Annotated in this window: 22 protein-coding genes; 13 read left to right on the top strand and 9 right to left on the bottom strand. The window is 70.7% G+C overall.

The window, feature by feature from the left end; translation table 11 throughout:
* Positions 1–112: 112 nt before the first annotated feature.
* The 5 genes from SLINC_RS07980 (at position 113) to SLINC_RS07960 (ending at position 6,157) form a co-directional block, all read left to right on the top strand.
* On the top strand, positions 113–982 hold the full coding sequence (locus tag SLINC_RS07980) for an SUKH-4 family immunity protein (protein ID WP_079165089.1): 870 nt from the start codon (positions 113–115) through the stop codon (positions 980–982).
* 37 nt (positions 983–1,019) lie between these two features.
* The gene (locus SLINC_RS07975) at positions 1,020–2,723 is read left to right on the top strand and encodes a hypothetical protein (protein ID WP_067428418.1); all 1,704 of its coding nucleotides are present in this window, start codon (positions 1,020–1,022) and stop codon (positions 2,721–2,723) included.
* 179 nt (positions 2,724–2,902) lie between these two features.
* Positions 2,903–4,594 carry a WXG100-like domain-containing protein gene (locus SLINC_RS07970; RefSeq protein ID WP_067428414.1) on the top strand — a complete coding sequence of 564 codons (1,692 nt, stop codon included), beginning with the start codon at positions 2,903–2,905 and terminating at the stop codon, positions 4,592–4,594.
* A gap of 157 nt (positions 4,595–4,751) precedes the next feature.
* Entirely contained in the window at positions 4,752–5,363 is a 612-nt protein-coding gene (locus tag SLINC_RS07965; RefSeq protein WP_067428411.1) for an SUKH-4 family immunity protein, read from the top strand.
* Positions 5,364–5,515: 152 nt separating this feature from the next.
* Entirely contained in the window at positions 5,516–6,157 is a 642-nt protein-coding gene (locus SLINC_RS07960) for a DedA family protein (RefSeq protein WP_067428407.1), read from the top strand.
* A gap of 9 nt (positions 6,158–6,166) precedes the next feature.
* On the opposite strand, the gene SLINC_RS07955 is transcribed toward SLINC_RS07960, so the two are convergent.
* Complete coding sequence (locus tag SLINC_RS07955; protein ID WP_067428404.1) at positions 6,167–6,694, bottom strand: gamma carbonic anhydrase family protein; 528 nt, start codon at positions 6,692–6,694, stop codon at positions 6,167–6,169.
* A 107-nt stretch (positions 6,695–6,801) separates the two neighbouring features.
* Between SLINC_RS07955 and SLINC_RS07950 the strand changes: the two genes are divergently transcribed.
* On the top strand, positions 6,802–7,596 hold the full coding sequence (locus SLINC_RS07950; protein WP_067428401.1) for an acyltransferase: 795 nt from the start codon (positions 6,802–6,804) through the stop codon (positions 7,594–7,596).
* Between the two features lies 1 nt (position 7,597).
* Here the strand turns inward: SLINC_RS07950 and SLINC_RS07945 are convergent, their stop codons facing one another.
* Positions 7,598–8,455, bottom strand: coding sequence for an EamA family transporter (locus tag SLINC_RS07945; RefSeq protein WP_067428398.1), 858 nt, complete (start codon positions 8,453–8,455; stop codon positions 7,598–7,600).
* A 93-nt stretch (positions 8,456–8,548) separates the two neighbouring features.
* Here SLINC_RS07945 and SLINC_RS07940 point away from each other — a divergent pair, with 93 nt between their 5' ends.
* Both SLINC_RS07940 and SLINC_RS07935 read left to right on the top strand, forming a co-directional pair.
* Entirely contained in the window at positions 8,549–9,121 is a 573-nt protein-coding gene (locus SLINC_RS07940; protein WP_067428396.1) for a helix-turn-helix domain-containing protein, read from the top strand.
* A gap of 20 nt (positions 9,122–9,141) precedes the next feature.
* The gene (locus SLINC_RS07935) at positions 9,142–9,699 is read left to right on the top strand and encodes a YbaK/EbsC family protein (RefSeq protein WP_067428391.1); all 558 of its coding nucleotides are present in this window, start codon (positions 9,142–9,144) and stop codon (positions 9,697–9,699) included.
* Between the two features lie 15 nt (positions 9,700–9,714).
* Here the strand turns inward: SLINC_RS07935 and SLINC_RS07930 are convergent, their stop codons facing one another.
* Positions 9,715–10,800: a cation diffusion facilitator family transporter gene (locus SLINC_RS07930; RefSeq protein WP_067428388.1), complete on the bottom strand. Its 1,086-nt coding sequence runs from the start codon at positions 10,798–10,800 to the stop codon at positions 9,715–9,717.
* A 61-nt stretch (positions 10,801–10,861) separates the two neighbouring features.
* Here SLINC_RS07930 and SLINC_RS07925 point away from each other — a divergent pair, with 61 nt between their 5' ends.
* The gene (locus SLINC_RS07925) at positions 10,862–11,221 is read left to right on the top strand and encodes an ArsR/SmtB family transcription factor (RefSeq protein ID WP_067428385.1); all 360 of its coding nucleotides are present in this window, start codon (positions 10,862–10,864) and stop codon (positions 11,219–11,221) included.
* A gap of 4 nt (positions 11,222–11,225) precedes the next feature.
* Here SLINC_RS07925 and SLINC_RS07920 read toward each other — a convergent pair whose 3' ends face one another.
* From SLINC_RS07920 to SLINC_RS07900, 5 genes are all read right to left on the bottom strand, one after another.
* Complete coding sequence (locus SLINC_RS07920; RefSeq protein WP_067428382.1) at positions 11,226–12,446, bottom strand: 4-hydroxybenzoate 3-monooxygenase; 1,221 nt, start codon at positions 12,444–12,446, stop codon at positions 11,226–11,228.
* Between the two features lie 87 nt (positions 12,447–12,533).
* On the bottom strand, positions 12,534–14,171 hold the full coding sequence (locus SLINC_RS07915) for an APC family permease (RefSeq protein WP_067428378.1): 1,638 nt from the start codon (positions 14,169–14,171) through the stop codon (positions 12,534–12,536).
* Between the two features lie 131 nt (positions 14,172–14,302).
* A complete protein-coding gene (locus SLINC_RS07910) occupies positions 14,303–14,713 on the bottom strand; it encodes a CoA-binding protein (protein WP_067428374.1) in 411 nt (136 codons plus the stop codon).
* A 78-nt stretch (positions 14,714–14,791) separates the two neighbouring features.
* On the bottom strand, positions 14,792–15,886 hold the full coding sequence (locus SLINC_RS07905; RefSeq protein ID WP_067428371.1) for a fatty acid desaturase family protein: 1,095 nt from the start codon (positions 15,884–15,886) through the stop codon (positions 14,792–14,794).
* Between the two features lie 127 nt (positions 15,887–16,013).
* Complete coding sequence (locus SLINC_RS07900; protein ID WP_067428369.1) at positions 16,014–16,217, bottom strand: cold-shock protein; 204 nt, start codon at positions 16,215–16,217, stop codon at positions 16,014–16,016.
* Between the two features lie 368 nt (positions 16,218–16,585).
* On the opposite strand from SLINC_RS07900, the gene SLINC_RS07895 reads away from it, so the two are divergent.
* Positions 16,586–17,770 (top strand): N(5)-(carboxyethyl)ornithine synthase, encoded by a 1,185-nt coding sequence (locus tag SLINC_RS07895; protein WP_067428365.1) that lies wholly within the window; start codon positions 16,586–16,588, stop codon positions 17,768–17,770.
* Between the two features lie 72 nt (positions 17,771–17,842).
* Here the strand turns inward: SLINC_RS07895 and SLINC_RS07890 are convergent, their stop codons facing one another.
* Positions 17,843–18,583: a GntR family transcriptional regulator gene (locus tag SLINC_RS07890; RefSeq protein ID WP_067428362.1), complete on the bottom strand. Its 741-nt coding sequence runs from the start codon at positions 18,581–18,583 to the stop codon at positions 17,843–17,845.
* Between the two features lie 230 nt (positions 18,584–18,813).
* Here SLINC_RS07890 and SLINC_RS07885 point away from each other — a divergent pair, with 230 nt between their 5' ends.
* Genes SLINC_RS07885 through SLINC_RS07875 form a run of 3 tightly spaced genes read left to right on the top strand, consistent with a single transcriptional unit; the run spans position 18,814 to position 21,679 of the window.
* Positions 18,814–19,980 (top strand): ABC transporter substrate-binding protein, encoded by a 1,167-nt coding sequence (locus SLINC_RS07885; RefSeq protein WP_067428358.1) that lies wholly within the window; start codon positions 18,814–18,816, stop codon positions 19,978–19,980.
* Positions 19,977–20,876, top strand: a complete 900-nt coding sequence (locus SLINC_RS07880) for an ABC transporter permease (protein WP_067428354.1) — start codon at positions 19,977–19,979, stop codon at positions 20,874–20,876. Before SLINC_RS07885 ends, SLINC_RS07880 begins: the two co-directional genes overlap by 4 nt.
* The gene (locus tag SLINC_RS07875; protein WP_067428351.1) at positions 20,864–21,679 is read left to right on the top strand and encodes an ABC transporter permease; all 816 of its coding nucleotides are present in this window, start codon (positions 20,864–20,866) and stop codon (positions 21,677–21,679) included. Before SLINC_RS07880 ends, SLINC_RS07875 begins: the two co-directional genes overlap by 13 nt.

The raw sequence follows: 21,679 nt of genomic DNA, 5'->3' as shown, positions 1-21,679 counted from the left end.
CGACGGCACGGTCCGTCCCGGCCCTGTCCTGGATTCGTCACAGCCCTCCGGACCCGGCCTGGCCTGCGCATAAGGTGGGGCCGGTAAATTTCGCCGCTGTGAGAGGTCTGTGATGCCCGAGCTCCCTTCGGACCCCGCTGTCGCACAGTTCGGCCCCCAGGGGCTGCGCCGCATGAGCATGCCTGCCTCGTACGGCACCGTCCCGGCCTCGGCCCGCACCCACCTCGCACAGGTCGGTGTGCCGCTGCACGTCGGGCCGTACTTCATCGCGGCGGACGACACCGACGGGCTCACCCTCGGGATGTACACCGGCCACCGCGGCGTCGCGTTGCAGGGTGACTGGGCGGAGTGGGTGCGCATCGGCACCGACCGGCTGGCGGACCTGTGCGTCCGGAGCGACGGCCGCGTACAGGCCCTCTTCCTCGGTCGCGGGGAAGCCTCCCTCTTCGTGAACTCGGACCTCGCCGCGTTCACCCACTGCGCCGCCGCCTTGGACCGCGCGCTCCCGGTGATCGCCGCCTCCGACGGACTCCGGTCCGCCGCCGAGGCGTTCGCCGCGCTGGTCCGGGAGATCCGGCAGATCGACCCGGAGGCCGTCGCCGACCGGGAGAACTGGTGGTCGCGGGTGCTCGACGACGTCCGCCACACCCTCAACTTCCCCTTCTCGTCGGCCTTCGAGTACGTCGGTGAGGACGGCGTGCTGCAGATCGTCACCGCCCGGACCGGCCCCGGCCGCCTGCACCCCGAGGAGCAGCTGTGGCAGCGGTTGTCCTCCGCCGGGGTGGAGCCCGAGCAGGTCCGCCGCGTCTACTGCGAACTCGAACCGTGCATGATGCCGGGCCACTACTGCTCGGTCCGGCTCCAAGGGGTCCTCGCGCACGCCGAGTTCACGCACAGCTTCGGCTACGGCGGCACCGCGGAGTCCCGCGACGAAGGCATCGAGGAACTCATCGCCCACGCCGCGCAGGAGGCCCGCCGGTGACGCGCCGCCCGCGTGCCACAGAAACGGAGACGCGTTCATGACCGCCGATTCCGCCCCGCACTGGTCCCGGCCCGCTGCCGGGCGGGAGCCCGCCGCGGCCGCCCTGCTGTCCTGGCTCGGCGACCCCCGCGCCCCCGGCCTCGCCGTCGTCACCGGCGCCGAAGGCAGCGGCAAGTCCCGGCTCCTCGCCTGGCTGATCGGCCACGGCACCCGGCCCGGCACCGTCGGCGAACGCCGGATCCACGGCTTCGTACCGCTGCCCGGCCAGACCGCGACCACGGCCACCTGGATGCTCGGCCAGCAGCTGTCGATCGCCGCCCGCTCCCCGGGCGATCTGCTGGCCGCGCTGGCCGCCGACGGGCGCCGCACCGTCATCGCGCTGCCCGACCTGCACGGCGCCGAGCAGCCCGCCTCCCTCGTCGAACTGGCCCTGGACATGGCCCAGTTGGAGCACGTACGGGTACTTGTCGAGGTCCGCGCGGGCACGGAATGGGAGCAGGCGCTCACCGCCGGGCTCTGCGCCCGCATGGACCTGGACGAGCCCCAGTGGACCGACGAGACCCGCCGTGCGTCCTGGGAAGCGGCCCACCCCGATGTCCGCGCCGGCCTCGCGGAGCGGGACCCGGAGCCGGAGGAGCCGTTCGACCTGGACGATCCCGTCTCGGTCTGCGCCGCCGACCCCTGGAGCGTGACCACCGCGTACGAACGCTCCGAGGAGAGCCACGGCGGACTGCGCGCCGCCTGGCTGCGGTCCGGCGCCTCCCTGACCCGTGAGCAGCCGGCCGCCGAACGCGCCCTGGTCCTCCTCGCCGCCCTCGGTGACGCCGGTGATCCTCGGCTGCCCGCCCTGCTCGACTCCGCCGCCCAGGACGCCTCCTGGACCGTCGTCTGGCACCGGGTGCGCGGCGACGTCACCCCGCCGTGGCCGGGCCCGGCGCGCTCCCTGACGGCCGGTACCGGGCCCCTGGCCGGGCAGCTGGTCGTCACCGACCATCAGGGCACCGTGCGCGTCCTCGACGCGGAGAACGCCGGCTCCACCGGACGCCTGCCGCTCCCCGTGCCCGGCGCCCGCGCCACCGCCGAGCACGGCGACGGCACCGTCAGCGTCCTCGACGAGCACGGCGTCCTGCACACGCAGAGCGCCGCCGAGTCCGCGAAGCCCAAGGGGATCACCGCCCTCCTCGACGACGGCCCCTCCGCGAGGGAGCAACTCCTCACGGCCGTACAGCAGTACACGCGGCGTCGGCAGGAGGCGGTCACCGCGCTGACCGCCGTCGGGGACGGTGTCGTCCTCGGTGACGAGGCCGGAACAGTGCACGTGGTGACCGTCGGCGCCGAGCCGCGCACCGCCACCGTGCACCGAGGACGCGTCACCGCGGTCGCCGCAACCGCCCTGCCCGTCTCCGCGGAGGGCGACACGGTCGTCCTGCTGTACACGGGCGGCGCCGACGGCACCGTACGCGCGTGGGCACCCCACACCGACCCCATGCCCGAGCCGGTGGCCGCCCGCGACTGCGCCGTCACCGCGGTGGCGGTGGGGACGGCCGACGCCGGGCTCGTCCTCGCGATCGCCTGGGCCGACGGCCTCGTCGAACACCGGGCCCTGGACGACGACCGGCTGAGCACCTTCCACCCCGGGAGCCAGGCCCACGCCCTCGCCTTCACGGCGGAAGGGGACCTGGTGGTGGGGACGGACGAGGCACTCGTGCGGATGCGGGTGTGTCCCCGAACACCACGGTGACGGCCGCCCCGCGGTGAGCGGCCCGGAGCTCCGTGCCAACTCCGGTGTTCTCACCGTCGGATGGGACTCTTGTCACAGATCCGTGACGCGGCCCGGGATGAACTTGTGTACCTGACAACCGGTCACGTTAGCTGTGGGGCAGGAGACACAGCAGGTGACGGGGGAGGGAACGCGCGGCCATGGGTCTGGTACTGCCGAGCATCATCGACGAGGCACTCGACCTGATCGGGGTCAACTGGCCCAACGTCGACGAGGACGACTACTTCGAGATGGCGACGTCCATACGGGACTTCGCCAAGGAGTTCGAGGGCCACGGCGGCGACGCGGACAAGGCCGTGAACCGCATCCTCAACTCCTCCGAGGGCTGGGCCGTGGAGTCCATGCAGAAGCACTGGTCGCACGTGAAGACCGGTCATCTGGACAAGATCCCCGAGGTGGCACGGCTGTTCGCGGACGCCTGCGACGGCGTCGGCCAGATCATCCGCGGCATGAAGGTCAAGGCGGGCGTCGAACTCGCCGTCCTCGCCGGCACCATCGTCGCCGAACTCGCCGCCGCCCCCCTGACCTTGGGCATATCCGCCGCGGTCGCCGCCGGTGAGATAGCCCTGATGCGCACCATCGTGAAGCGGCTCATCGACGAGGCGACCGAGCGGATCGTCGACGAGCTCGTGGCGAAGGTCACCGAGCCCGTCACCGGCAAACTCCAGGAGCTTGTCGCGGACACGGTCCTCGACCTCGCCGAGGGGGCCTTCAACCCCGGTGACAACCCGGGCGGCATGAAGCTGGCCTCCGCGGGCGACAGCGACAGCGGCGGCTCCGCCGGCGGGGGCAAGAAGACGGTCATCGACCACGTCGAGTTCGAGGACGGCGCCGGCAAGGTCTCCCGCCACGGCGGCGACATGAGCAGCCAGTCCGGGATCCACCTCGGCAAGTCGAAGACCACCTTCGGCAGGACCAAGGGCAAGGACACGTTCACCGAGGCCTTCGACTCCATCCTGGAGGGGGCCATCGACGGAATGGAGAAGGCCGCCAAGAAGGTGACCGACCACGTCACCGACACCGTCCCGGACCGGGTGAAGACCGCCTCCCGGAATCTGAAGCGCAAGGACCACGACATCGGCGACGAGGCCGAGAAGGTCGACGTCAAGAAGGTCAAGCACGACGGCGACACCCGCATGTACCTTCTCAGCGACGACGGTTCGATACGCCAGTTGCACCACGACGGGACCACCACTCCGGTCCGCAACAACGATTCCTCCGGGGTGAACGACGTACTCGGCGACAAGGCCTGGTACCCGTGGAACAACAAGGGCGAGAAGCAGCGCAAGAACAAGCCCAACAACGGCACCACGGTCAACTCCACGAAGGTGGCGCCCGGTTCCACCGACCTGGCCCGCGCCACCCAGCTCGGACGCTACGCCAATCGCACCGAACGCCCCGATTCCTATGTCCCCGGCGGCAACTATGCCTCGGCGCTGTACGACGACGGCAAGGGGAACCGTTTCATCCTGGTCGGCGCCAGCGGCGAGGCACACTCCGAACGTTCCATCGGACACCCGCTGATCAAGAAGGGGCAGGAGGGAAACGTCGGCGAGCTCTACACGGAACGCGAGCCCTGCCAGAAGAATCCCAAGTGCGACAAATATCTTGCGAGGGAATTCCCCGACAATCTCGACGTCACCCACAGTTCGAAATACGACCAGTCCGAGAAGGGGCCGAACGGCGAAGACCTCAGCAAGTACAAGAAGGACCGTGAGCACCGCGCCTACGTCAAGTGGCTGCACGATCAGTGGGACCAGAACGGTGTCTCCGGCGGACGCACTGATACAGTGATGAACCTCTCGCCCTCGGACAACAAGTTCGTTCCATAACGACAAGTTCGTTCCATGGCAGGGCGGGTGAGCGGGCGGCGGGGTGGAATCGGAGCCGCCGAAAGCGCCTCGTTCCGCAATGCCGTTGTTGTGACCGCTTTCTGTCCACCATCATTCCCACGGCGCCCGTGGCGCCGCCGAGTTCGGAGTTCCGTCAGTGCTTTTCGACGTCACCCGCAGCGAACTCGCCGACCTCTTCGGTGAGGACCGGCTCGCGACCCTGCCCGCCACCGCCTTCCCGCCCTCCGCCGCGGACACCGAGGGCGCCCGTCTCCTCCAGACCGTCGGCGTCCCCACCGGGACGCTCCGGCTGCGTGAGCCCGACGAGGACACCGGCCGGCTGCCCCTGGTCCAGGACGTCGTCGACGCCGAGGACTTCGAGGACGCCCCGCAGGACGCGGGCCAGTGGCCGGTCATCGGTTGGCTGCTCAACGCCCACCTCGCCCTCGACCCCGGTTCCGGCACGGTGCACGCCTTCGACGCCGACGAGGAGACCGTGCAGGAACTCCACACGGACGTCTCCTCCCTCGTCCAGGTCACCCTCCGGTTCCAGCGCCTGCTGGAGGAGTTCACCTTCGGCGGCGACGACGAGGAGGCCGACTTCGAGCGCCTGGAGCGCGAGGTCGAACAGATCCGTCAGGAGACGAGCGGCGTCGACCCGCTCCCCTTCCAGGACGACGAGACCGTCTGGTCGGTGGTGGGCGACGAGATCGCCGCGGGCCAGCGCTTCAAGGGCGACAGCCCGGGAGCCCGCTCCCTCTACGGGTGACGATCGGGTCCGTGGCGGCCGCGCCGGTGCGGCCCGTGGGGCGCGAAGGTGTCACCGTGACCCGGTAGGCTTCCCCGGCGTACGCCCTCGTCAAGGCGCCCTTGTCAAGGCGTACGCCGGGAATGCAGGCACGTGATCGGGAGGAACCGGCGTTGCACGTCCAGGAATGGCTCGACACGGTGCCGGCGGCCGCCGTCTACGCCCTGGTGGGGCTCGTCATCGGCCTCGAAAGCCTGGGCATTCCGCTGCCCGGGGAGATCATCCTGGTCTCGGCGGCGCTGCTGTCCTCCCAGCACGCGGGTATCGACCCCGTGATCCTCGGCGCCTGCGCCACCGCCGGGGCGATCATCGGTGACTCCATCGGCTACGCCATAGGCCGCAAGGGCGGGCGGCCGATGCTCGCGTGGCTGGGGAAGAAGTTCCCCAGGCACTTCAGTGAGGGGCACATCGCGACGGCCGAGCGGTCCTTCCAGAAGTGGGGCATGTGGGCCGTCTTCTTCGGCCGGTTCGTCGCGCTGCTGCGGATCTTCGCGGGGCCGCTGGCGGGCGTGCTGCGGATGCCGTACTGGAAGTTCCTGATCGCCAATGTGCTCGGTGGGATCGTCTGGGCGGGCGGGACCACGGCCGTCATCTACTACGTGGGGATCGTCGCCGAGTCGTGGCTGAAGCGGTTCTCCTGGCTGGGGCTGGTGGCCGCGGTGCTGGTCGGCCTCACGTCGATGCTGGTCCTGAGGCGGAAGGCGGCGAAGGCGGGGCAGACGCGGGAGCCCGTGGCCGCCGCGGAGCACCCCTAGGGTGTGCCGCTAGCTGTGGATCTCCTGGTGCGCCTTGGCCAGATCCGCGTACAGGGTGCCGTTGAGCGTCACTCCCTGACGCTCCTCCTCCGTCAGCTCCCGCTTGACCTTGGCCGGTACGCCCGCCACCAGTGACCCCGGCGGGACCCGCATGCCCTGGGGAACCAGTGCCTGGGCCGCCACCAGCGAACCCGCTCCGATCACGGCACCGTTGAGGACGGTGGCGCCCATGCCGATCAGGCAGTCGTCCTCGACGGTGGCGCCGTGGACGACGGCGTTGTGGCCGACCGAGACGCGGGCGCCGATGGTGACCGGGAAGCCCGGGTCGGCGTGCAGGGTGCAGTTGTCCTGGATGTTGCTCTGAGGGCCGACGGAGATGCGCTCGACGTCGCCCCGGGCCACCGCGCCGTACCAGAGGCTGGCGCCCGCCTCCAGGCTCACGTCACCGATCACGGAGGCCGTGGGTGCGACGAAGGCCTCTTCGTGGATGTCCGGTTCCCTGCCGCCGATGCCCGTGATCAACGCCTTGTCGCCCATCGCCCTCTCCTCGTCGTCGGTACCCCCGCACCGTACGTCACCCGGTGGGGCGAAGATCACAGCACCTCGAACTCATGGGCCCACAGCGACCTGAGTACGGTGAGCGGGTGCCGAAGAAGAACACGTTCTCATCATGGCGGCGCCGGGTGGTGCAGCGGGGCGTGCACGCGGGTTGGGCCTGGGTGCAGCGGACGGGCTCCGTCACGGCCGAGCGCCCGGGGCGCTTCCGCTTCGGCGCGCTGGGCGCCCACACCCGGCTGGCCTTCCCGCTCGGCACGGTCTTCGGCGAGCCGTGGATCCACGTGGGGTCGCACTGCATCGTCGGCGAGCAGGTCACCCTGACCGCGGGACTGATGCCCGACCTGGACCTCGGACCGGAGCCCATCCTGCGCATCGGCGACGGGGTGGTGCTGGGCCGCGGCAGCCACGTCATCGCGGACACCACGGTGACCATCGGCAGCGACTGCTACTTCGGGCCGTACGTCTACGTCACCTCCACCAACCACTCCTACGACGATCCCCACGAGCCCATCGGCAAGCAGTGGCCGCGGATGGAGCCGGTGGAGATCGGCCCGGGGTGCTGGATCGGGACCGGAGCGGTGATCCTGCCGGGGGCGCGGATCGGGCGGAACGTCGTCGTGGCCGCCGGGGCCGTCGTCCGGGGTGTGGTGCCGGACCATGCCGTGGTCGCGGGGGCGCCCGCCCGTGTCGTACGGCGCTGGACCCCCGATGACGGCTGGCAGCCGCCGCTCAGGACACCGGCGCCGGTGCCGATACCCGACGGGGTCACCCCCGAGCAGCTTCAGGCGCTGGCCGGGCTGGACGAGGAGACGGCGGCGAAGCTGGCGGCGCTGGACGAGGAGGCGGCGGCCCGGCTCGCCGAGGTCGACACGGAGTCCTGAGTCACCCGGTCGCCAGCAGCAGTGTGCCCGCCAGTGCGAGCCCCGCGCCCGCGGCCTGCACCGCCCGCAGCCGCTCCCTGAGGAGGCCGCGCGCGGCCAGGGCGGTCACCACCGGGTAGAGCGAGGCGAGCACGGCGGCCACGGTGACCGGGCCGTGCTGGGCGGCGACCACATAGGTGCCGTTCGCCGCGACGTCGGCGAGGCCGACGAAGGCGAGCGCCGGCAGCGAGCGCCACGGGAAGCCGCCGTCCGGGAGGGCCGCGCCGCCCCGCCGCACGGACGTGTACAGCGCGAGAGAGCCGACCGCCACGTTGACCACACGCTGCACGAACAGCGCCAGGAACAGGCCGGTGACGGTGCTCGACGCCTCCGCGATCAGAGCGAACACCGTACCGAAACCGAAGGCCGCGACCAGCGTGAGCAGGATGGCCTGCCGCTGCACGGGCGCGCCCCGCAGCTGCGGCCCGCCCGCGAGGACGACACCGAGTACGGCGACCGCGATCCCCGCGACCTGCGCCGGCCCGGGCCGCTCGCCCAGGAAGAGGCCCACCCCGACCGGGACCGCCACGCCCACGGTGCCGAGCGGGGAGACCACGCCCATCGGTCCCAGCGCGAGCGCCTTGTAGAAGCAGAGCAGGGCGATCGGCCCCACCAGGCCGGCGGCGACCGCGAACCACAGCTGGGGGCCGGCCTCGCTCCAGCCGCCGGTCGCCACCACGATCACGCCGAGGACGACCGCCGCGATCGACTGGGAGACCACGACCACCGTCAGGGCCGGGGTGCGCCGGGCCAGCAGTCCGCCGCCGAAGTCGGCCAGGCCCCACAGCAGGCTCGTGGCCAGGGCGAAGAGTGCCGTCACGGGGTGCCTCGCAGTACAGTTCGGTGAACGATCGGGTGCACCCCACCGTAGTTCATTCAGTTGTACTGTGTCATACAGAATATTGGACGTGAAGTGTCGGACCTCGACCTGCTGACCCAGTCCCTGGCGCGCAATGTCAAACACTGGCGTGCCGTGCGCGGCTTCACCCTGGACGTGCTCGCCGCCCGTGCCGGGGTCAGCCGGGGCATGCTGATCCAGATCGAGCAGGCCCGCACCAACCCGAGCATCGGCACGATCGTGAAGATCGGAGACGCCCTCGGGATCAGCGTCACCACCCTGCTCGACTACGAACAGGGCCCGAAGGTGCGGGTCGTCCCCGCCGACCGGGCCGTACGGCTGTGGCACACCGACGCCGGCAGCTACAACCGGCTGCTCGCGGGCGCCGAGGCCCCCGGCCCGCTGGAGCTGTGGGACTGGTACCTGATGCCGGGCGAGAGCAGTTCGTCGGAACCGCATCCCATGGGCACGATCGAACTGGTCCACGTCACCGAGGGCGAGCTGACCCTGACCGTCGACGGTGCCGAGCACCTCGTCCCGGCGGGCGCGAGCGCCACCTTCGAGGCCAACAGCCCGCACACCTACGGCAATCAGGGCACCGAACCGATGCGGATGGTCATGGCCGTCTCCGTGCCACCCGTGCAGTGAGCGGCTGTTAGCGTGCCGCCATGGACGCTCCCATCGGACACTTCGACCACGCCACGCCCGCCCCCGACGCCCTCGACGAGCTGACCCGCCCGGTCGCCGACGCCGTACGCCACTGGAGCGGCAGCGTCCCCGCCGAGCAGATCGTCTACGTCGACACCGAACCGGAGTGGGCCGACACCGCCACCTTCGTGGAGCACTACGGGCGCGAGCTGCTGGAGCGGTCGGCGAACTGCGTGGTCGTCGCGGGAAAGCGCGGTGGGGAGAGCAGCCTCGCGGCCTGCGTGGTGCTCTCCACCACCCGGGTCGACGTCAACGGTGCCGTACGCCGCCAACTCGGCGCCCGCAAGGCCTCGTTCGCCTCGATGGACACGGCGACGGGCGAGACCGGCATGGAGTACGGCGGCATCACCCCGATCGGACTGCCCGACGACTGGCCGGTGCTGGTGGACTCGGCCGTGGTCGACCTGTCGTACGTCCTGGTGGGCAGCGGCCGGCGGCGCGGCAAGCTGCTGGTGCCGGGGAAGGCGTTCGCCGAACTGCCGGGCGCGGTCGTGCTGGAGGGGCTGGGAGTCGCCTGATCCCGGACCCGGTCCTCAGGCCACGGCGTGGTGGGCGAGGGTGTGATGCGGGTCCGTCTCGCCCGGCACCGGTGCCGGGTCGGCGTGCACCAGGGCCGCGGTGAGGCGGGGGACGGCGTGCAGCAGGGCGTGCTCGGCGTCCACGGCGACGGCGTGTGCCTGACGGACCGTCATCTCGCCGTCCACCACGACCGCCACCTCGGCGCGCAGCCGGTGACCGATCCAGCGAAGCCGCAACTCGCCCACCGCACGCACCCCTTCGACCTCCCGCAGTGCCCGCTCGGCCCGGTCCACCAGGGCCGGGTCCACGGCGTCCAGCACGCGCCGGAACACCTCGCGCGCCGCGTCCCGCAGCACCAGCGCGATCGCGGCCGTGATCGCCAACCCCACGATCGGGTCGGCCAGTTGCCAACCGAGGGCGGATCCGCCGGCGCCCAGCAGCACGGCCAGTGAGGTGAATCCGTCCGTACGGGCGTGCAGCCCGTCGGCGACCAGCGCGGCCGAGCCGATCGAGCGGCCCACCCGGATCCGGTAGCGGGCCACCCACTCGTTGCCCGCGAAACCGACCAGCGCCGCCACCGCCACCGCCGGCACATGCGTCATGGGACGCGGGTCGAGCAGCCGGTCGATCGCCGTCCACCCCGCGAACGCCGCCGACGCGGCGATCGTCAGCACGATCACGATGCCCGCCAGGTCCTCCGCCCGTCCGTACCCGTAGGTGAAGCGCCGCGTGGCCGCGCGCCTGCCCAGCACGAAGGCGATGCCCAGCGGTACGGCGGTCAGGGCGTCCGCGGTGTTGTGCACCGTGTCGCCGAGCAGCGCGACCGACCCGGACAGCGCCACCACGAACGCCTGCGCCAGAGCCGTCGCGCCCAGCACCGCCAGTGAGATCCACAGGGCGCGCATACCGCGTGACGAGGACTCCAGCGCGGAGTCGAGCTTGTCGGCGCTCTCGTGGGAGTGGGGGGTGAGGAGGTGGGTGAGGCGCCGGCGCACGCCGTGGTGCCGGGTCCGGTGCTCGTGCGGGTGGTGATGCTCGTGGTGCTTTTCGTCGTGGTGGTGATGCTCGTGGTGCTGTCGGTCGTGGTGGTGGTCGCTCACGGGGTTCCCCTTCCGGTGCGCGGGAGTGGACGTACCGCGCCCACGAGGCCATTATGTGCGTATGAGCGCACGCATGCACCTATCACCTGCGCACGATGCGCATCCGCGTACCCCCGGCGAGGAGCAGCTCGCCCTCGCCGCCGAGATCCTGGCCCTGCTCGGTGACCGCACCCGGCTCACCCTGCTCCACGCGCTGACCGGGGGAGAGGCCGATGTCACGACCCTCACGGAGGTGTGCGGGGCGGCGCGGCCGGCCGTCAGCCAGCATCTGGCGCGGCTCAGGCTGGCCGGCCTGGTGAGCACGCGCAAGGACGGGCGCCGGGTGATCTACGCGCTGCGTGACGGACATCTGCGCCGACTCGTCGACGAGGCGCTGAACGTGGCCGACCACCGGCTCAGCGACCGTCCGGTGCATGACTGAGGGATCAGTACGCGGGCGCCGTGCCGAGGTACTGCTCGGCGAAGGCCGCCGCGGCGGCCGGGGACGTGAACAGCCGCCGGAGCCGGGCGAAGGTGGTGCCCGCGCGGTAGGGATCACCCGACGAGGTGCCGTGGTAGACGCCGGAGAGCCACTCGGAGAACTCCTGGTAGTCCCACACGCGCCGCAGACAGGTCTGCGAGTAGGCGTCCAGGCCGCTCTCCTCGCCCTTGGTGAGGTAGGCGACGAGCGCGTCACCGAGCAGGTAGGCGTCGTGCAGGGCGAGGTTCATGCCCTTGGCCGCGATCGGCGCGGTCAGGTGGGCGGCGTCGCCGGCCAGGAAGAGGCGGCCGAACACCATGGGTTCGACGATGTAGTTGTGCATGTCCAGGACGCGCTTCTCGATCAGCCGTCCCTCGGTGAGCGACGGCCTGTCGGCGGCCCCGAGGCGCTGCTGGAGCTCGGACCAGACGCGCTCGTGCGACCAGTTCTCCGGGTCGTCGCCGGGCGGGCACTCCAGGTAGTAGCGGGTCACCTCGGGGCTGCGGGCCATGTGCCCGGCGAAGCCGTTCGGGTGGATGCCGAAGACCACGCAGTCGTTGGACGGCGGTGCCTCGGCCAGCAGCGCCAGCCAGCCGACGCCGTAGTCGTGCCGGGAGATCTCCGCGGTCGGCGGCAGGACGGTGCGGGTGACCCCGCGCGCGCCGTCGCATCCGGCGACGAAGTCGCACCGGACGACCTCGCGTTGCCCCGTCCGTGCCGATATGTACGACACCGAGGGGACGGACGTGTCCAGGTCGAGCAGCCGCACGTCCCGGACGCCGAACCGGATCTCCCCGCCGCGCACGTCGGCGTACTCGCGCACCAGGTCCGTCACCAGGAACTGCTGCGGATAGACGAAGTGGTGCTGCCCCGTCAGCTCCGCGTAGGAGAACCGGAACCGCTCCCCGCCGAACCGGAACTCGCACTCGGTGTGCAGCTGCGCCCGCTCCGTCAGGTTGTCGGCCAGGCCCCGTTGCCGGAGCCCGCGCACGGCCCACTCCTCCAGCACCCCCGCCCGCGGACGCTGCTCGATGAACTCCCGTGTCTCGGTCTCCAGGACGAGGCAGTCGACGCCGGCGGCCCGCAGGATCGCGCCGATGGTGAGCCCGGCGGGGCCGGCACCCACGATGACGACGGGAAAGTGCTCGGGGGCACCGGTGGCGGGCTGGGGGAGGGAGGAGGTCACGCGAGCATTATGAGGGTGCCCCGTGGAGGGTGGGGAGTGGCCGGCCGCCGCCCGGCCCGGAGGAACTCCGTCCGCTTCGGCGGATGTTCAGTGCGCCGGGACCTCCGTGACCGCGATCTCGTCGATGCTCCGCTCGATCTCCTCGGCCGGTGACGCGCTGGCCCTGGCCCAGTAGTAGACGACGAGGGAGAAGGCCGCGACAAGCAGGATGTCCCACCACAGCGGGATACGGCCCTGGCCGCCGCCGAAGCCGCCCTGCCAGGAGATGACACCCATGCCCAGCAGATAGACCGGCAGCCACTGGGCGGCCTTCCAGTCCAGACGGGGAGCGTCGGGCAGGCCCTTGCCGATGGCGTACCGGGCGTATCCGCCGAGCAGCAGATAGCCGAGGACGATGGCCACGCCGAGCCGCCACAGCGTGTGCCAGCCCGCCCAGTAGATGATGAGGTTGGCCACCACGAAGGACAGCGGGGCGACGACCGTGCCGCCGGGCAGCCGGTACGGGCGCTCGTGGTGCGGCAGCCGGTCGGCGAACACGCCGTAGGCCAGCGGGGCACCGGCGTACATCAGGACGCTCGCCGAGGTGATGAAGCCGACCAGCTGCTGCCAGCTCGGGAAGGGCAGGAAGCAGATCACACCGGTCACGAAGGACATGGCCAGCCCGAACCAGGGCACGCCGTTGCGGTCGGTCCGCTCGAAGGCCTTGGGCGCGTAGCCGTTCCTGGCCAGGCCGTAGGAGACCCGGGAGGTGGCCGTGGTGTAGATCAGCCCGGTGCCGCCGGGGGAGACCACGGCGTCGATGTACAGCACCACGCTCAGCCAGCCCAGGCCGACCAGGGTGGCGAGACCCGCCCAGGGCCCGCTGATTCCGGGGTAGTCGAGCTTGTCCCAGCCGTGCGCGAAGGTGCTGTGCGGCAGCGCGGCGACGAACACGATCTGGAGCAGGACGTAGATGACGGCGCCGATCGCGACCGAGCCGAGGGTCGCCCGGGGCAGGTCACGCCGGGGGTTGCGGCTCTCGCCCGCGAGCTGGATGGCCTGCTCGAAGCCCAGCAGGGCGAAGATGATGCCGCTGGTGCTGATGGCGCTCAGCACACCCTTGGCACCGAACGGCGCGAAGCCCTCCGAAGTGAAGTTGCCCGGATGGAAGTTGCCGGCCGCGATGACGAAGATGGCCGCCAGTGGCACCGCGATCTTCCACCAGGTGGCCGCGCTGTTGGTGTGCGCCAGCGCCCGGACGCCGAGGAAGTTGACGATCACGAAGACGGCCATGAGCGCCACGGCGACGAGGAGACCGCTCGTGGTGAGCGTCTTGTCCGCGTGCTGGAACCCCCGTGCCCAGGACCAGTGTCCGGCATAGCCGATCATGGCCTCGACCTCGATCGGTGCCACGGTCGCCGCCTGGAGCCAGGAGAACCAGCCGAAGGACATGCCGGCCAGCCCGCCGAACGCGTAGTGCGGATAGCGCGCCGTGCCGCCCGCCACCGGGAACATGCCGCCGAGCTCCGCGTGCACCAGCGCCAGCAGGACGATGGCCACCGCGCCGATCACCCAGGAGATGACCGCCGCGGGACCGGCCGCGCCGACCGCCTCCTGGGCGCCGTACAGCCAGCCGGAGCCGATGATGGACCCGACCGATGCCCACATCAGTCCGATGAGGCCGACATCCCGCCGCAATCCGCCGGGGGCCCCTTTTCTCTCCGGGGCCGCATCCACGCTTACCATAAATTAAGGGGCCTCTCACTAAATACTTGCATTTACTGCAAGAGAGGCCTCAGATTAGTTTTCTAGCGCCCTTCCGTAGAAGGTCATGGCGGGATATTTGACTTGAGCGAGGGGAATTCCTGGTGAATGCTTCAGGAATTCAGCCGGGGAATCTCGATCGCGGGGCAGCGGTCCATGACCATGTCGAGACCGGCGGCGCGGGTGCGCTCGTACGCGGCTTCGTCGATGACGCCGAGCTGGTACCAGACGGCCTTGGCGCCGATGGCGGCGGCTTCGTCGGCGACCGGTCCGGCGAGGTCGCTGTTGACGAACACGTCGACGACGTCGACCTCGAAGGGGATCGCCTCCAGGGAGGGGTATCCCTTTTCACCGTGGACCGTCTCGGCCTTCGGGTGCACGGGCACGATGCGCTTGCCGAAGCGCTGGAGGACGTCGGCCACACCGTATGCGGCACGCCGCTGGTTCGACGACAGGCCCACGATCGCCCAGGTGTCGCCCAGCTCGGTGAGGATCTTGCGGATCGTTGCTGCGTCGCCGTACACGCTCGGCCTCCTGAGGATGCGCACAAGGGTTGCTGCGACGGAGAACAGTGGGCGGAGCGCGATTCTTCCTCGCGGCCGTCAGTACTCCAGTTCGGGGCGGAGGGGGCCGCCGACCGCATGGAGGTGGCGCAGCACCTGGGCGTAGGAGTCGAACAGCCCGGTCTCGTGGTAGGCGATGCGGTGCCGGGCGCAGAAGGTGCGCACGAGTTTCTGGGCATGGCGCAGGCTGGGCCGCGGCATGGAGGGGAACAGGTGGTGTTCGATCTGGTAGTTCAGCCCGCCGAGCGCGAAGTCGGTGAACCTGTTGCCGCGGATGTTGCGTGAGGTCAGTACCTGCCGGCGCAGGAAGTCGATCTTGTCGTCCTTGGCGAAGATGGGCATGCCCTTGTGGTTGGGGGCGAACGAGCACCCCATGTACAGCCCGAACAGTGCCTGGTGCACGAGCAGGAAGCACACGGCCTGGACTGGGGACAGGACCAGGAAGAGGGCGGTGAGATATCCGCCGAGATGCGCCGTCAGCAGTCCCGCCCCGACCAGCCTGCCCCTCCGCGAGGCCGCGGTGCCGGAGCGCTCGAACAGCTCCCGTACGCTCGCGACGTGCAGGGCGAGCCCTTCCAGGAGCAGCATCGGGAAGAACAGCCAGGCCTGGTGGCGGGCCAGCCAGGCATACGGTCCGCGGCGGACGCGGGCGTGGTCCTCGGTGAAGGCGATCGCGCCGTCGGCGATGTCGGGATCGCGGTCGACATGGTTGGGGTGGGCGTGGTGCCGGTTGTGCTTGGAGATCCACCAGCCGTAGCTGAGGCCGACCAGCAGGTCGGCGTGCAGACGGCCGAGCAGGTTGTTGACGCGCTTGGAGGCGGCGATCTGGTGGTGCCCGGCGTCGTGTCCGATGAACGCGGTCTGCGTGAACATCACCGCGAGGAAGGCGGCGGTCAGCAGCTGCCACCACGACGGCCCGATGAGAGCGAACGCGGTCCATCCGGCGGCCAGCAGAAGCAGGTTCGCCCCGACTTTGACGGAGTAGTAGCCCGGCCGCCGCTTCAGCAGCCCGCTCCGCTTCACCTCACGGGACAGGGCGGCGTACTCGCTGCCCCGGCGGCCGACAGGCGGTGCTTTCGTCGTCCCGGTGCGATCCGCCGGTTCGGTGCCCCGGTTGGCGGTCTCAGTGCTCACGGTGTTCCTCTCGGATGTGTGGGCCGCTGCCGACGGCGCGGGGGCAAGGCGCCGGGCTGCGGGAAACGCGTGGGAGAGCAGCACGAGACGGGCCCGCGCCGCGGACCCGCCTCGGAATCGAGTGGCCTCAGAGCGCGCGGACCTGGTCGGCCTGCATGCCCCTGGGGCCCTGGCTGGCGGTGAACTCCACCCGCTGGTTCTCCTCCAGGGAGCGGAAACCGCCCGTGTCGATCGCCGAGTGGTGGACGAAGATGTCGGCGCCGCCCTCATCGGGGGCGATGAAGCCGAATCCCTTGTCCGGGTTGAACCACTTCACGGTTCCTTGAGCCATGTGATGTCTCCTTCGAGATGGCGAGTAGGTCGGAGACGCGCACTCGCGCGATTCCGGGCTGCCGGCCGCCAACCGTCGAAGAAAACCCCCCGGAACGACGAAACGCCCGCTGTCAGAACTCCGCGGGCGCTTCCACGTTCGCAAACTTCAACTACAACCACTCCTTACAACGTCCGGGGCGCCGGGAATGTTCCCCGCCCGGTGAGGAGGGGTCCGCGACGCCCCCGACGGGTCGGCTGCGGGTGCCGGAGAGGAGTACGGTTGAGATACCGAGCGCACTTCGCACGCCTCATCCGTCTTGGCGTCGCCCTCGGAGAACGGCATAGGCCGGAGCACTTCGCATCCGGCATGAAGAGAGCCGCACCCGCATGAGTCTGTTGAGCCTGGGCGTACTCGCCTCCTCCCGCAAGGAGAACGAGTTCCGCCTCCCCCTGCACCCCGCCCACCTCGACCGGATCGCCCCGGACATCCGCGAGAGGATCTTCCTCGAACAGGGATACGGCGACCGGTTCGGCGTGGCCGACGACGTGCTGCGCCCGCTGGTGGCCGGCCTTCGCTCCCGTGAGCAGCTCCTCGCCGAGTGCGACGTGTTGCTGCTGCCCAAACCCATGCACGAGGACGTCGCCGCGCTGCGCGAGGGCCAGGTGCTGTGGGGATGGCCGCACTGCGTGCAGGACGAGAAGATGACCCAGCTCGGCATCGACCGACGGCTGACCCTCATCGCCTGGGAGGCCATGAACCACTGGACGTCCGCGGGCGCCTTCAGCGTCCATGTGTTCCACAAGAACAACGAACTCGCCGGCTACTCCTCGGTGCTGCACGCCCTCCAGCTCGGCGGACTGACCGGCAGCTACGGGCGCCGCCTGCGGGCGGCGGTCATCAGCTTCGGCGCCACCGGGCGCGGCGCGGTGACCGGCCTGGGCGCCATGGGCGTCTCCGACGTCACGGTGCTCACCCAACGCGCCGCGGCGGCGGTGGCCTCGCCCATGCCGTCGGTCGTGATGGGCCACTTCGAGGAGCAGGAGGACGATCCGTCGCGTCTGCGGGCCGTCACCGCGGCCGGTTCCGTGCCGCTGGCGGAGTACCTGGCCGGCTTCGACGTCATCGTCAACTGTGTCCTCCAGGACACCGACGCGCCGCTGATGTTCGTCACGGACGAGGAACTCGACCGCTTCCGGCCGGGGACCTTCTTCATCGACGTCTCCTGCGACGAGGGCATGGGCTTCGAATGGGCCCGTCCGACCACCTTCGGCGATCCGATGTCCACGGTCGGGCCGGGCTGTCACTACTACGCCGTGGATCACAGCCCGTCCCACCTGTGGAACTCGGCGACGTGGGAAATCAGCGAGGCGCTCCTGCCCTACCTGCGCAAGGTCATGAGCGGTCCCGCGGCCTGGGAGGCCGACCCCACGATCAGCAAGGCCATCGAGATGCGCGACGGGGTCGTACGGAACCCGAAGATCCTCTCCTTCCAGCACCGGACGGCCGCCTACCCCCACCTCCCCGAGACCCCGGTCCTCGCTTCCGCCGCGGCGGTCAGCTCCGGTTCGTGAAGAATCCGCCGCCTGGCCCGAGTCGGCCGGTCCCGCGGGTCCGGCGCCCCTCCGGACGGCGACCCGGGACGTTCACTCCGCCGTCTTGCGGGCCAGCGCGTTGTGGTCCATGGAGTTGTGCACGCTGAAGCTGACGGCGTCCGAGCGGTAGCGGTCGTCCGACCACTCCACCGGGCGCCCCTCCCGGGTGGTCGTCACCCGGCGTACCCGCAGCAGCGGGCTGGTGCGGCGGACGGCCAGCAGGTCGGCGTCCTGGGAGCCGGCCGCGACCGCGTCGATGACGTGCTCGCCGTAGGCGAAGACCAACCCCCGGTCGTCGTACAGCCGTTGGGTCACCGACGGGCAGTCCGGCTCGATGGCCTCGACGGCGGGGGAGATCCAGTCGGCGTACACCGTCCGCTCCAGCAGGACCGGCTCGCCGTCCAGGCCGCGCACCCGCAGCACGTGCAACACCGGTGTGCCGGAGCGCAGTTGGAGGCGTACGGCGTCCTCGGCGGTGGCCGGGCGGTACTCCTGGGCGACCACCACTCCGGAGGCCGCGCGGCCCATCGCGCGTGCCCACTGGGCGAAGCTGCGCAGTTCGGCGAAGCTCTGGCTGCGGCGGCTGGCCAGCACCACGCGCCGGGCGCCCTGACGGGAGCCGATGAGCCCCTCGGAGGTCAGGGCGGCGACGGCCTGGCGGACCGTGCCGCGCGAGACGCCGTAGTGCGCCGCGAGCTCCGTCTCGGCAGGCAGCCGGCTGCCGACCGTGTACTCCTCGCGGTCGATCGCCCGCCGCAGTTCGTCGGCGATCTCCTCGTGTCGCGCCGCCATGCTCCCCCTCCGAGTCGGTCGCTGTGCACAGCGTGACCAGCCTAATCGACATCAGGGACGGCTGGTCACGGGGGAGATCGGATGCGAAATCCAGGGACATCCTTTTGCCGGAGTTAACGGGAAGGACACCTGAGGCGTGCCTACTGAGGCTCAACTTGTTCAGACAAGTCAGTCGCCTTCTGTGTCTTCCGCAACCCTCGTGCGTCCCTGGAGCATCCGTGTCCGTGTCTATGGCCTTGTCGAACACAGTCCTGCCGAGAACAGCCGTCGTGGGCGGTTCCCTCGCCGTCCTCGCCGCGCTCGCCCTGAGCGCCTGCGGCGCCGCACCCGAGTCCGCGTCCACCACCGCGGACGGCAAGAACGCCGCGACCGCGACCTCCGCCGCGGACTTCGGCGGCATGGACAAGCTGGTCGCCGCGGCGAAGAAGGAGGGCACGCTGCACGCCATCGCGCTGCCCCGCGACTGGGCCAACTACGGCGCCCTCATCGACGGCTTCCAGAAGAAGTACGGCATCAAGATCCAGGTCGAGAGCCCCGACGGCTCCAGCCAGGACGAGATCAACGCCGTCACCTCCCGCAAGGGCCAGGACCGCGCCCCCGACGTCCTCGACCTCGGCAGCTCCTTCGCGGTCAGCGCCGCCCAGCAGGGCCTGCTCGCGCCGTACAAGGTCCAGTCGTACGACGACATCCCGGCGGGTCAGAAGGACGCGCAGGCGCGCTGGTACAACGACTACGGCGGCTACATCTCCATCGGGTGCGACGCCAAGCGCGTCAAGACCTGCCCGACCAGCTTCGCCGACCTGCTCAAGCCCCAGTACAAGGGGCAGGTCGCCCTCAACGGCAACCCCACCCAGTCGGGTTCGGCCTTCGGCGGCGTGTACGCGGCGGCGCTCGCGAACGGCGGCTCCTTCGACGACATCCAGCCCGGCCTGGACTTCTTCGCCAAGCTCAAGAAGAACGGCAACTACACGCCCGTCGAGTCGACCCCGGCCACCGTCGAGAAGGGCGAGACGCCCATCAGCATCGACTGGGACTACCTGAACGCCGGGTACGCCGACGAGTTCGGGTCCAAGGGCGTCGACTGGAAGGTCGCGGTGCCCAGCGACGGCCAGTACGCCCAGTACTACTCCCAGGCCGTCAACAAGGAGGCCCCGCACCCCGCGGCCGCCCGCCTGTGGCAGGAGTACCTCTACAGCACCGAGGGCCAGAACCTGTGGCTCAAGGGATACGCCCGCCCCGCCCTGATGACCGCCATGGAGAAGGCCGGCACCCTCGACAAGGCGGCGGCCGCCAAGCTGCCGCAGGTCTCCGGAACGCCCTCCTTCCCGACCGAGGCCCAGCAGAGCAAGGCCAAGACGGTCCTCGCTCAGGGCTGGGGGAAGGCCGTCTCCGGATGACGGCCACCCTTCCACGGGCCGACACGGCGACCGCCGCCGGGGCGAAGCGGCGGCGGCGCCGTGCCCCCGGCTGGCTCGCCGTGGTCCCGCTGCTCGCCTTCACCGCGATCGCCTTCGGGCTTCCCGCCCTGGCCATGCTCGACGGCGCCTTCAGCGTCAAGGACCCGGCCACCGGCGCCGGTTCCTACAGCACGGCCAACCTCACCGACTCGCTCCAGGGCGCGTACCTCACCGCCCTGCTCGGCAGCATCAAGCTGTCCGCCGTCTCCGCCGCCCTCGGCGCGCTGCTCGGGCTGCCGCTCGCGCAGGCCGTGGTGACCTCCCGCTCCCGCGCGCTGCGCGAGGGCGTGCTCACCGCCTCCGGGGTGCTCGCCAACTTCGGCGGTGTCCCGCTGGCCTTCGCCTTCGTCGCCACCCTGGGCAACGCCGGTGTGCTCACCCAGCACCTCGGCCTCAAGGACAAGGGCTGGGACCTCTACAGCTTCTGGGGACTGGTCATCGTCTACCTGTACTTCCTGATCCCGCTGATGGTCCTCACCATCACGCCGGCTCTGGAGGGCCTGCGCGTCCAGTGGCGCGAGGCCGCGCAGAACAACGGCGCCACGGGCGTGCAGTACTGGCTCCATGTCGCCCTGCCGGTCCTCACCCCCACCCTGCTCGGCGGGTTCGTCCTGCTGTTCGGCAGCGCCTTCGCCGCGTACGCCACCGCGGCGGCCATGGTGGGCAGTTCGGTCCCGCTGATCACCCTCCAGATCGCCGACGCCCTCTCCGGCAACGTGCTCGTCGGCCAGGAGAACGTGGCGCTCGCCCTCAGCTTCGACATGGTCCTCGTCGCGGGCCTGGTGATGGCGGTCTACCTGCCCCTCCAGCGAAGGAGCGCGCGATGGCTCGCCTGACCCTGTGGCGGTGGGGCGCGCTCGGCCTCGCCGGTGTGTACTTCCTGGTGCCGCTGGCCGCGTCCGTCGTGTTCACCGTCGACGTGCCCGGCCAGGGCATCACCTTCGACGCCTACACCCAGCTGCTGTCCGCCGACGGCTTCGGCTCCAGCCTGCTGCTCTCCCTGGAGCTGGCCGCCGCCACCATCGCCGTCGTGCTGCTGCTGACGGTGCCCGCGACGGTCGCGCTGCGGCTCGGCGCCGCTCGCCTCAGGCCGGTCGTGGAGGTGGTGTGCTCGCTGCCGCTGGTGGTGCCGCCGATCGCGTTCGTCGCCGGGATCGTCACCGTGCTCAAGTGGGGACCGGACCACCTCTCCCGCACACCGCTGTTCCAGACGTTCGTGGCCATCCAGAACCCGGACTTCCCCGTCGTCCTCGTCCTGGCCTACGTCGTGCTGGCGCTGCCGTTCGTCTACCGGGCACTGGACGCCGGTCTGGCCGCCGTCGACGTGCGCACCCTCGTGGAGGCCGCCCGCAGCTGCGGGGCGAGCTGGCCGCAGGCGCTGATCCGTGCCGTCCTGCCGAACCTGCGCGGGGCCCTGCTCAACGCCTCCTTCCTCACCCTGGCGCTGGTGCTCGGCGAGTTCACCATCGCCCGGCTGCTCGGCTTCCAGCCGTTCGCCGTGTGGATCTACAGCGTCAGCGGCGCCAACGCCCAGCTCTCCGTCGCCGTGTCCGTGCTCAGCCTGCTCGTCACCTGGCTGCTGCTCCTCGCGCTCGCCGGAGTCGGCGGGCGCTCCCGAACCACCGCCTCCCGGGGATGA

The organism is Streptomyces lincolnensis (assembly GCF_001685355.1).
In the GTDB taxonomy this organism is placed as follows: domain Bacteria; phylum Actinomycetota; class Actinomycetes; order Streptomycetales; family Streptomycetaceae; genus Streptomyces; species Streptomyces lincolnensis.
Note: the sequence above shows the minus strand (reverse complement) of the source record. Positions and strands in the feature narration are given on the sequence as shown.

Excerpts from the sequence above, each read along its gene's own strand:
- SLINC_RS07925 (WP_067428385.1), top strand. The coding sequence starts at position 10,862 with ATGAGCGCACGCATGCACCTATCACCTGCGCACGATGCGCATCCGCGT.
- SLINC_RS07890 (WP_067428362.1), bottom strand. The coding sequence starts at position 18,583 with ATGGCGGCGCGACACGAGGAGATCGCCGACGAACTGCGGCGGGCGATC.
- SLINC_RS07880 (WP_067428354.1), top strand. The coding sequence starts at position 19,977 with ATGACGGCCACCCTTCCACGGGCCGACACGGCGACCGCCGCCGGGGCG.
- SLINC_RS07885 (WP_067428358.1), top strand. The coding sequence starts at position 18,814 with ATGGCCTTGTCGAACACAGTCCTGCCGAGAACAGCCGTCGTGGGCGGT.
- SLINC_RS07970 (WP_067428414.1), top strand. The coding sequence starts at position 2,903 with ATGGGTCTGGTACTGCCGAGCATCATCGACGAGGCACTCGACCTGATC.
- SLINC_RS07915 (WP_067428378.1), bottom strand. The coding sequence starts at position 14,171 with ATGGTAAGCGTGGATGCGGCCCCGGAGAGAAAAGGGGCCCCCGGCGGA.
- SLINC_RS07975 (WP_067428418.1), top strand. The coding sequence starts at position 1,020 with ATGACCGCCGATTCCGCCCCGCACTGGTCCCGGCCCGCTGCCGGGCGG.
- SLINC_RS07875 (WP_067428351.1), top strand. The coding sequence starts at position 20,864 with ATGGCTCGCCTGACCCTGTGGCGGTGGGGCGCGCTCGGCCTCGCCGGT.
- SLINC_RS07895 (WP_067428365.1), top strand. The coding sequence starts at position 16,586 with ATGAGTCTGTTGAGCCTGGGCGTACTCGCCTCCTCCCGCAAGGAGAAC.
- SLINC_RS07955 (WP_067428404.1), bottom strand. The coding sequence starts at position 6,694 with ATGGGCGACAAGGCGTTGATCACGGGCATCGGCGGCAGGGAACCGGAC.
- SLINC_RS07900 (WP_067428369.1), bottom strand. The coding sequence starts at position 16,217 with ATGGCTCAAGGAACCGTGAAGTGGTTCAACCCGGACAAGGGATTCGGC.
- SLINC_RS07980 (WP_079165089.1), top strand. The coding sequence starts at position 113 with ATGCCCGAGCTCCCTTCGGACCCCGCTGTCGCACAGTTCGGCCCCCAG.
- SLINC_RS07935 (WP_067428391.1), top strand. The coding sequence starts at position 9,142 with ATGGACGCTCCCATCGGACACTTCGACCACGCCACGCCCGCCCCCGAC.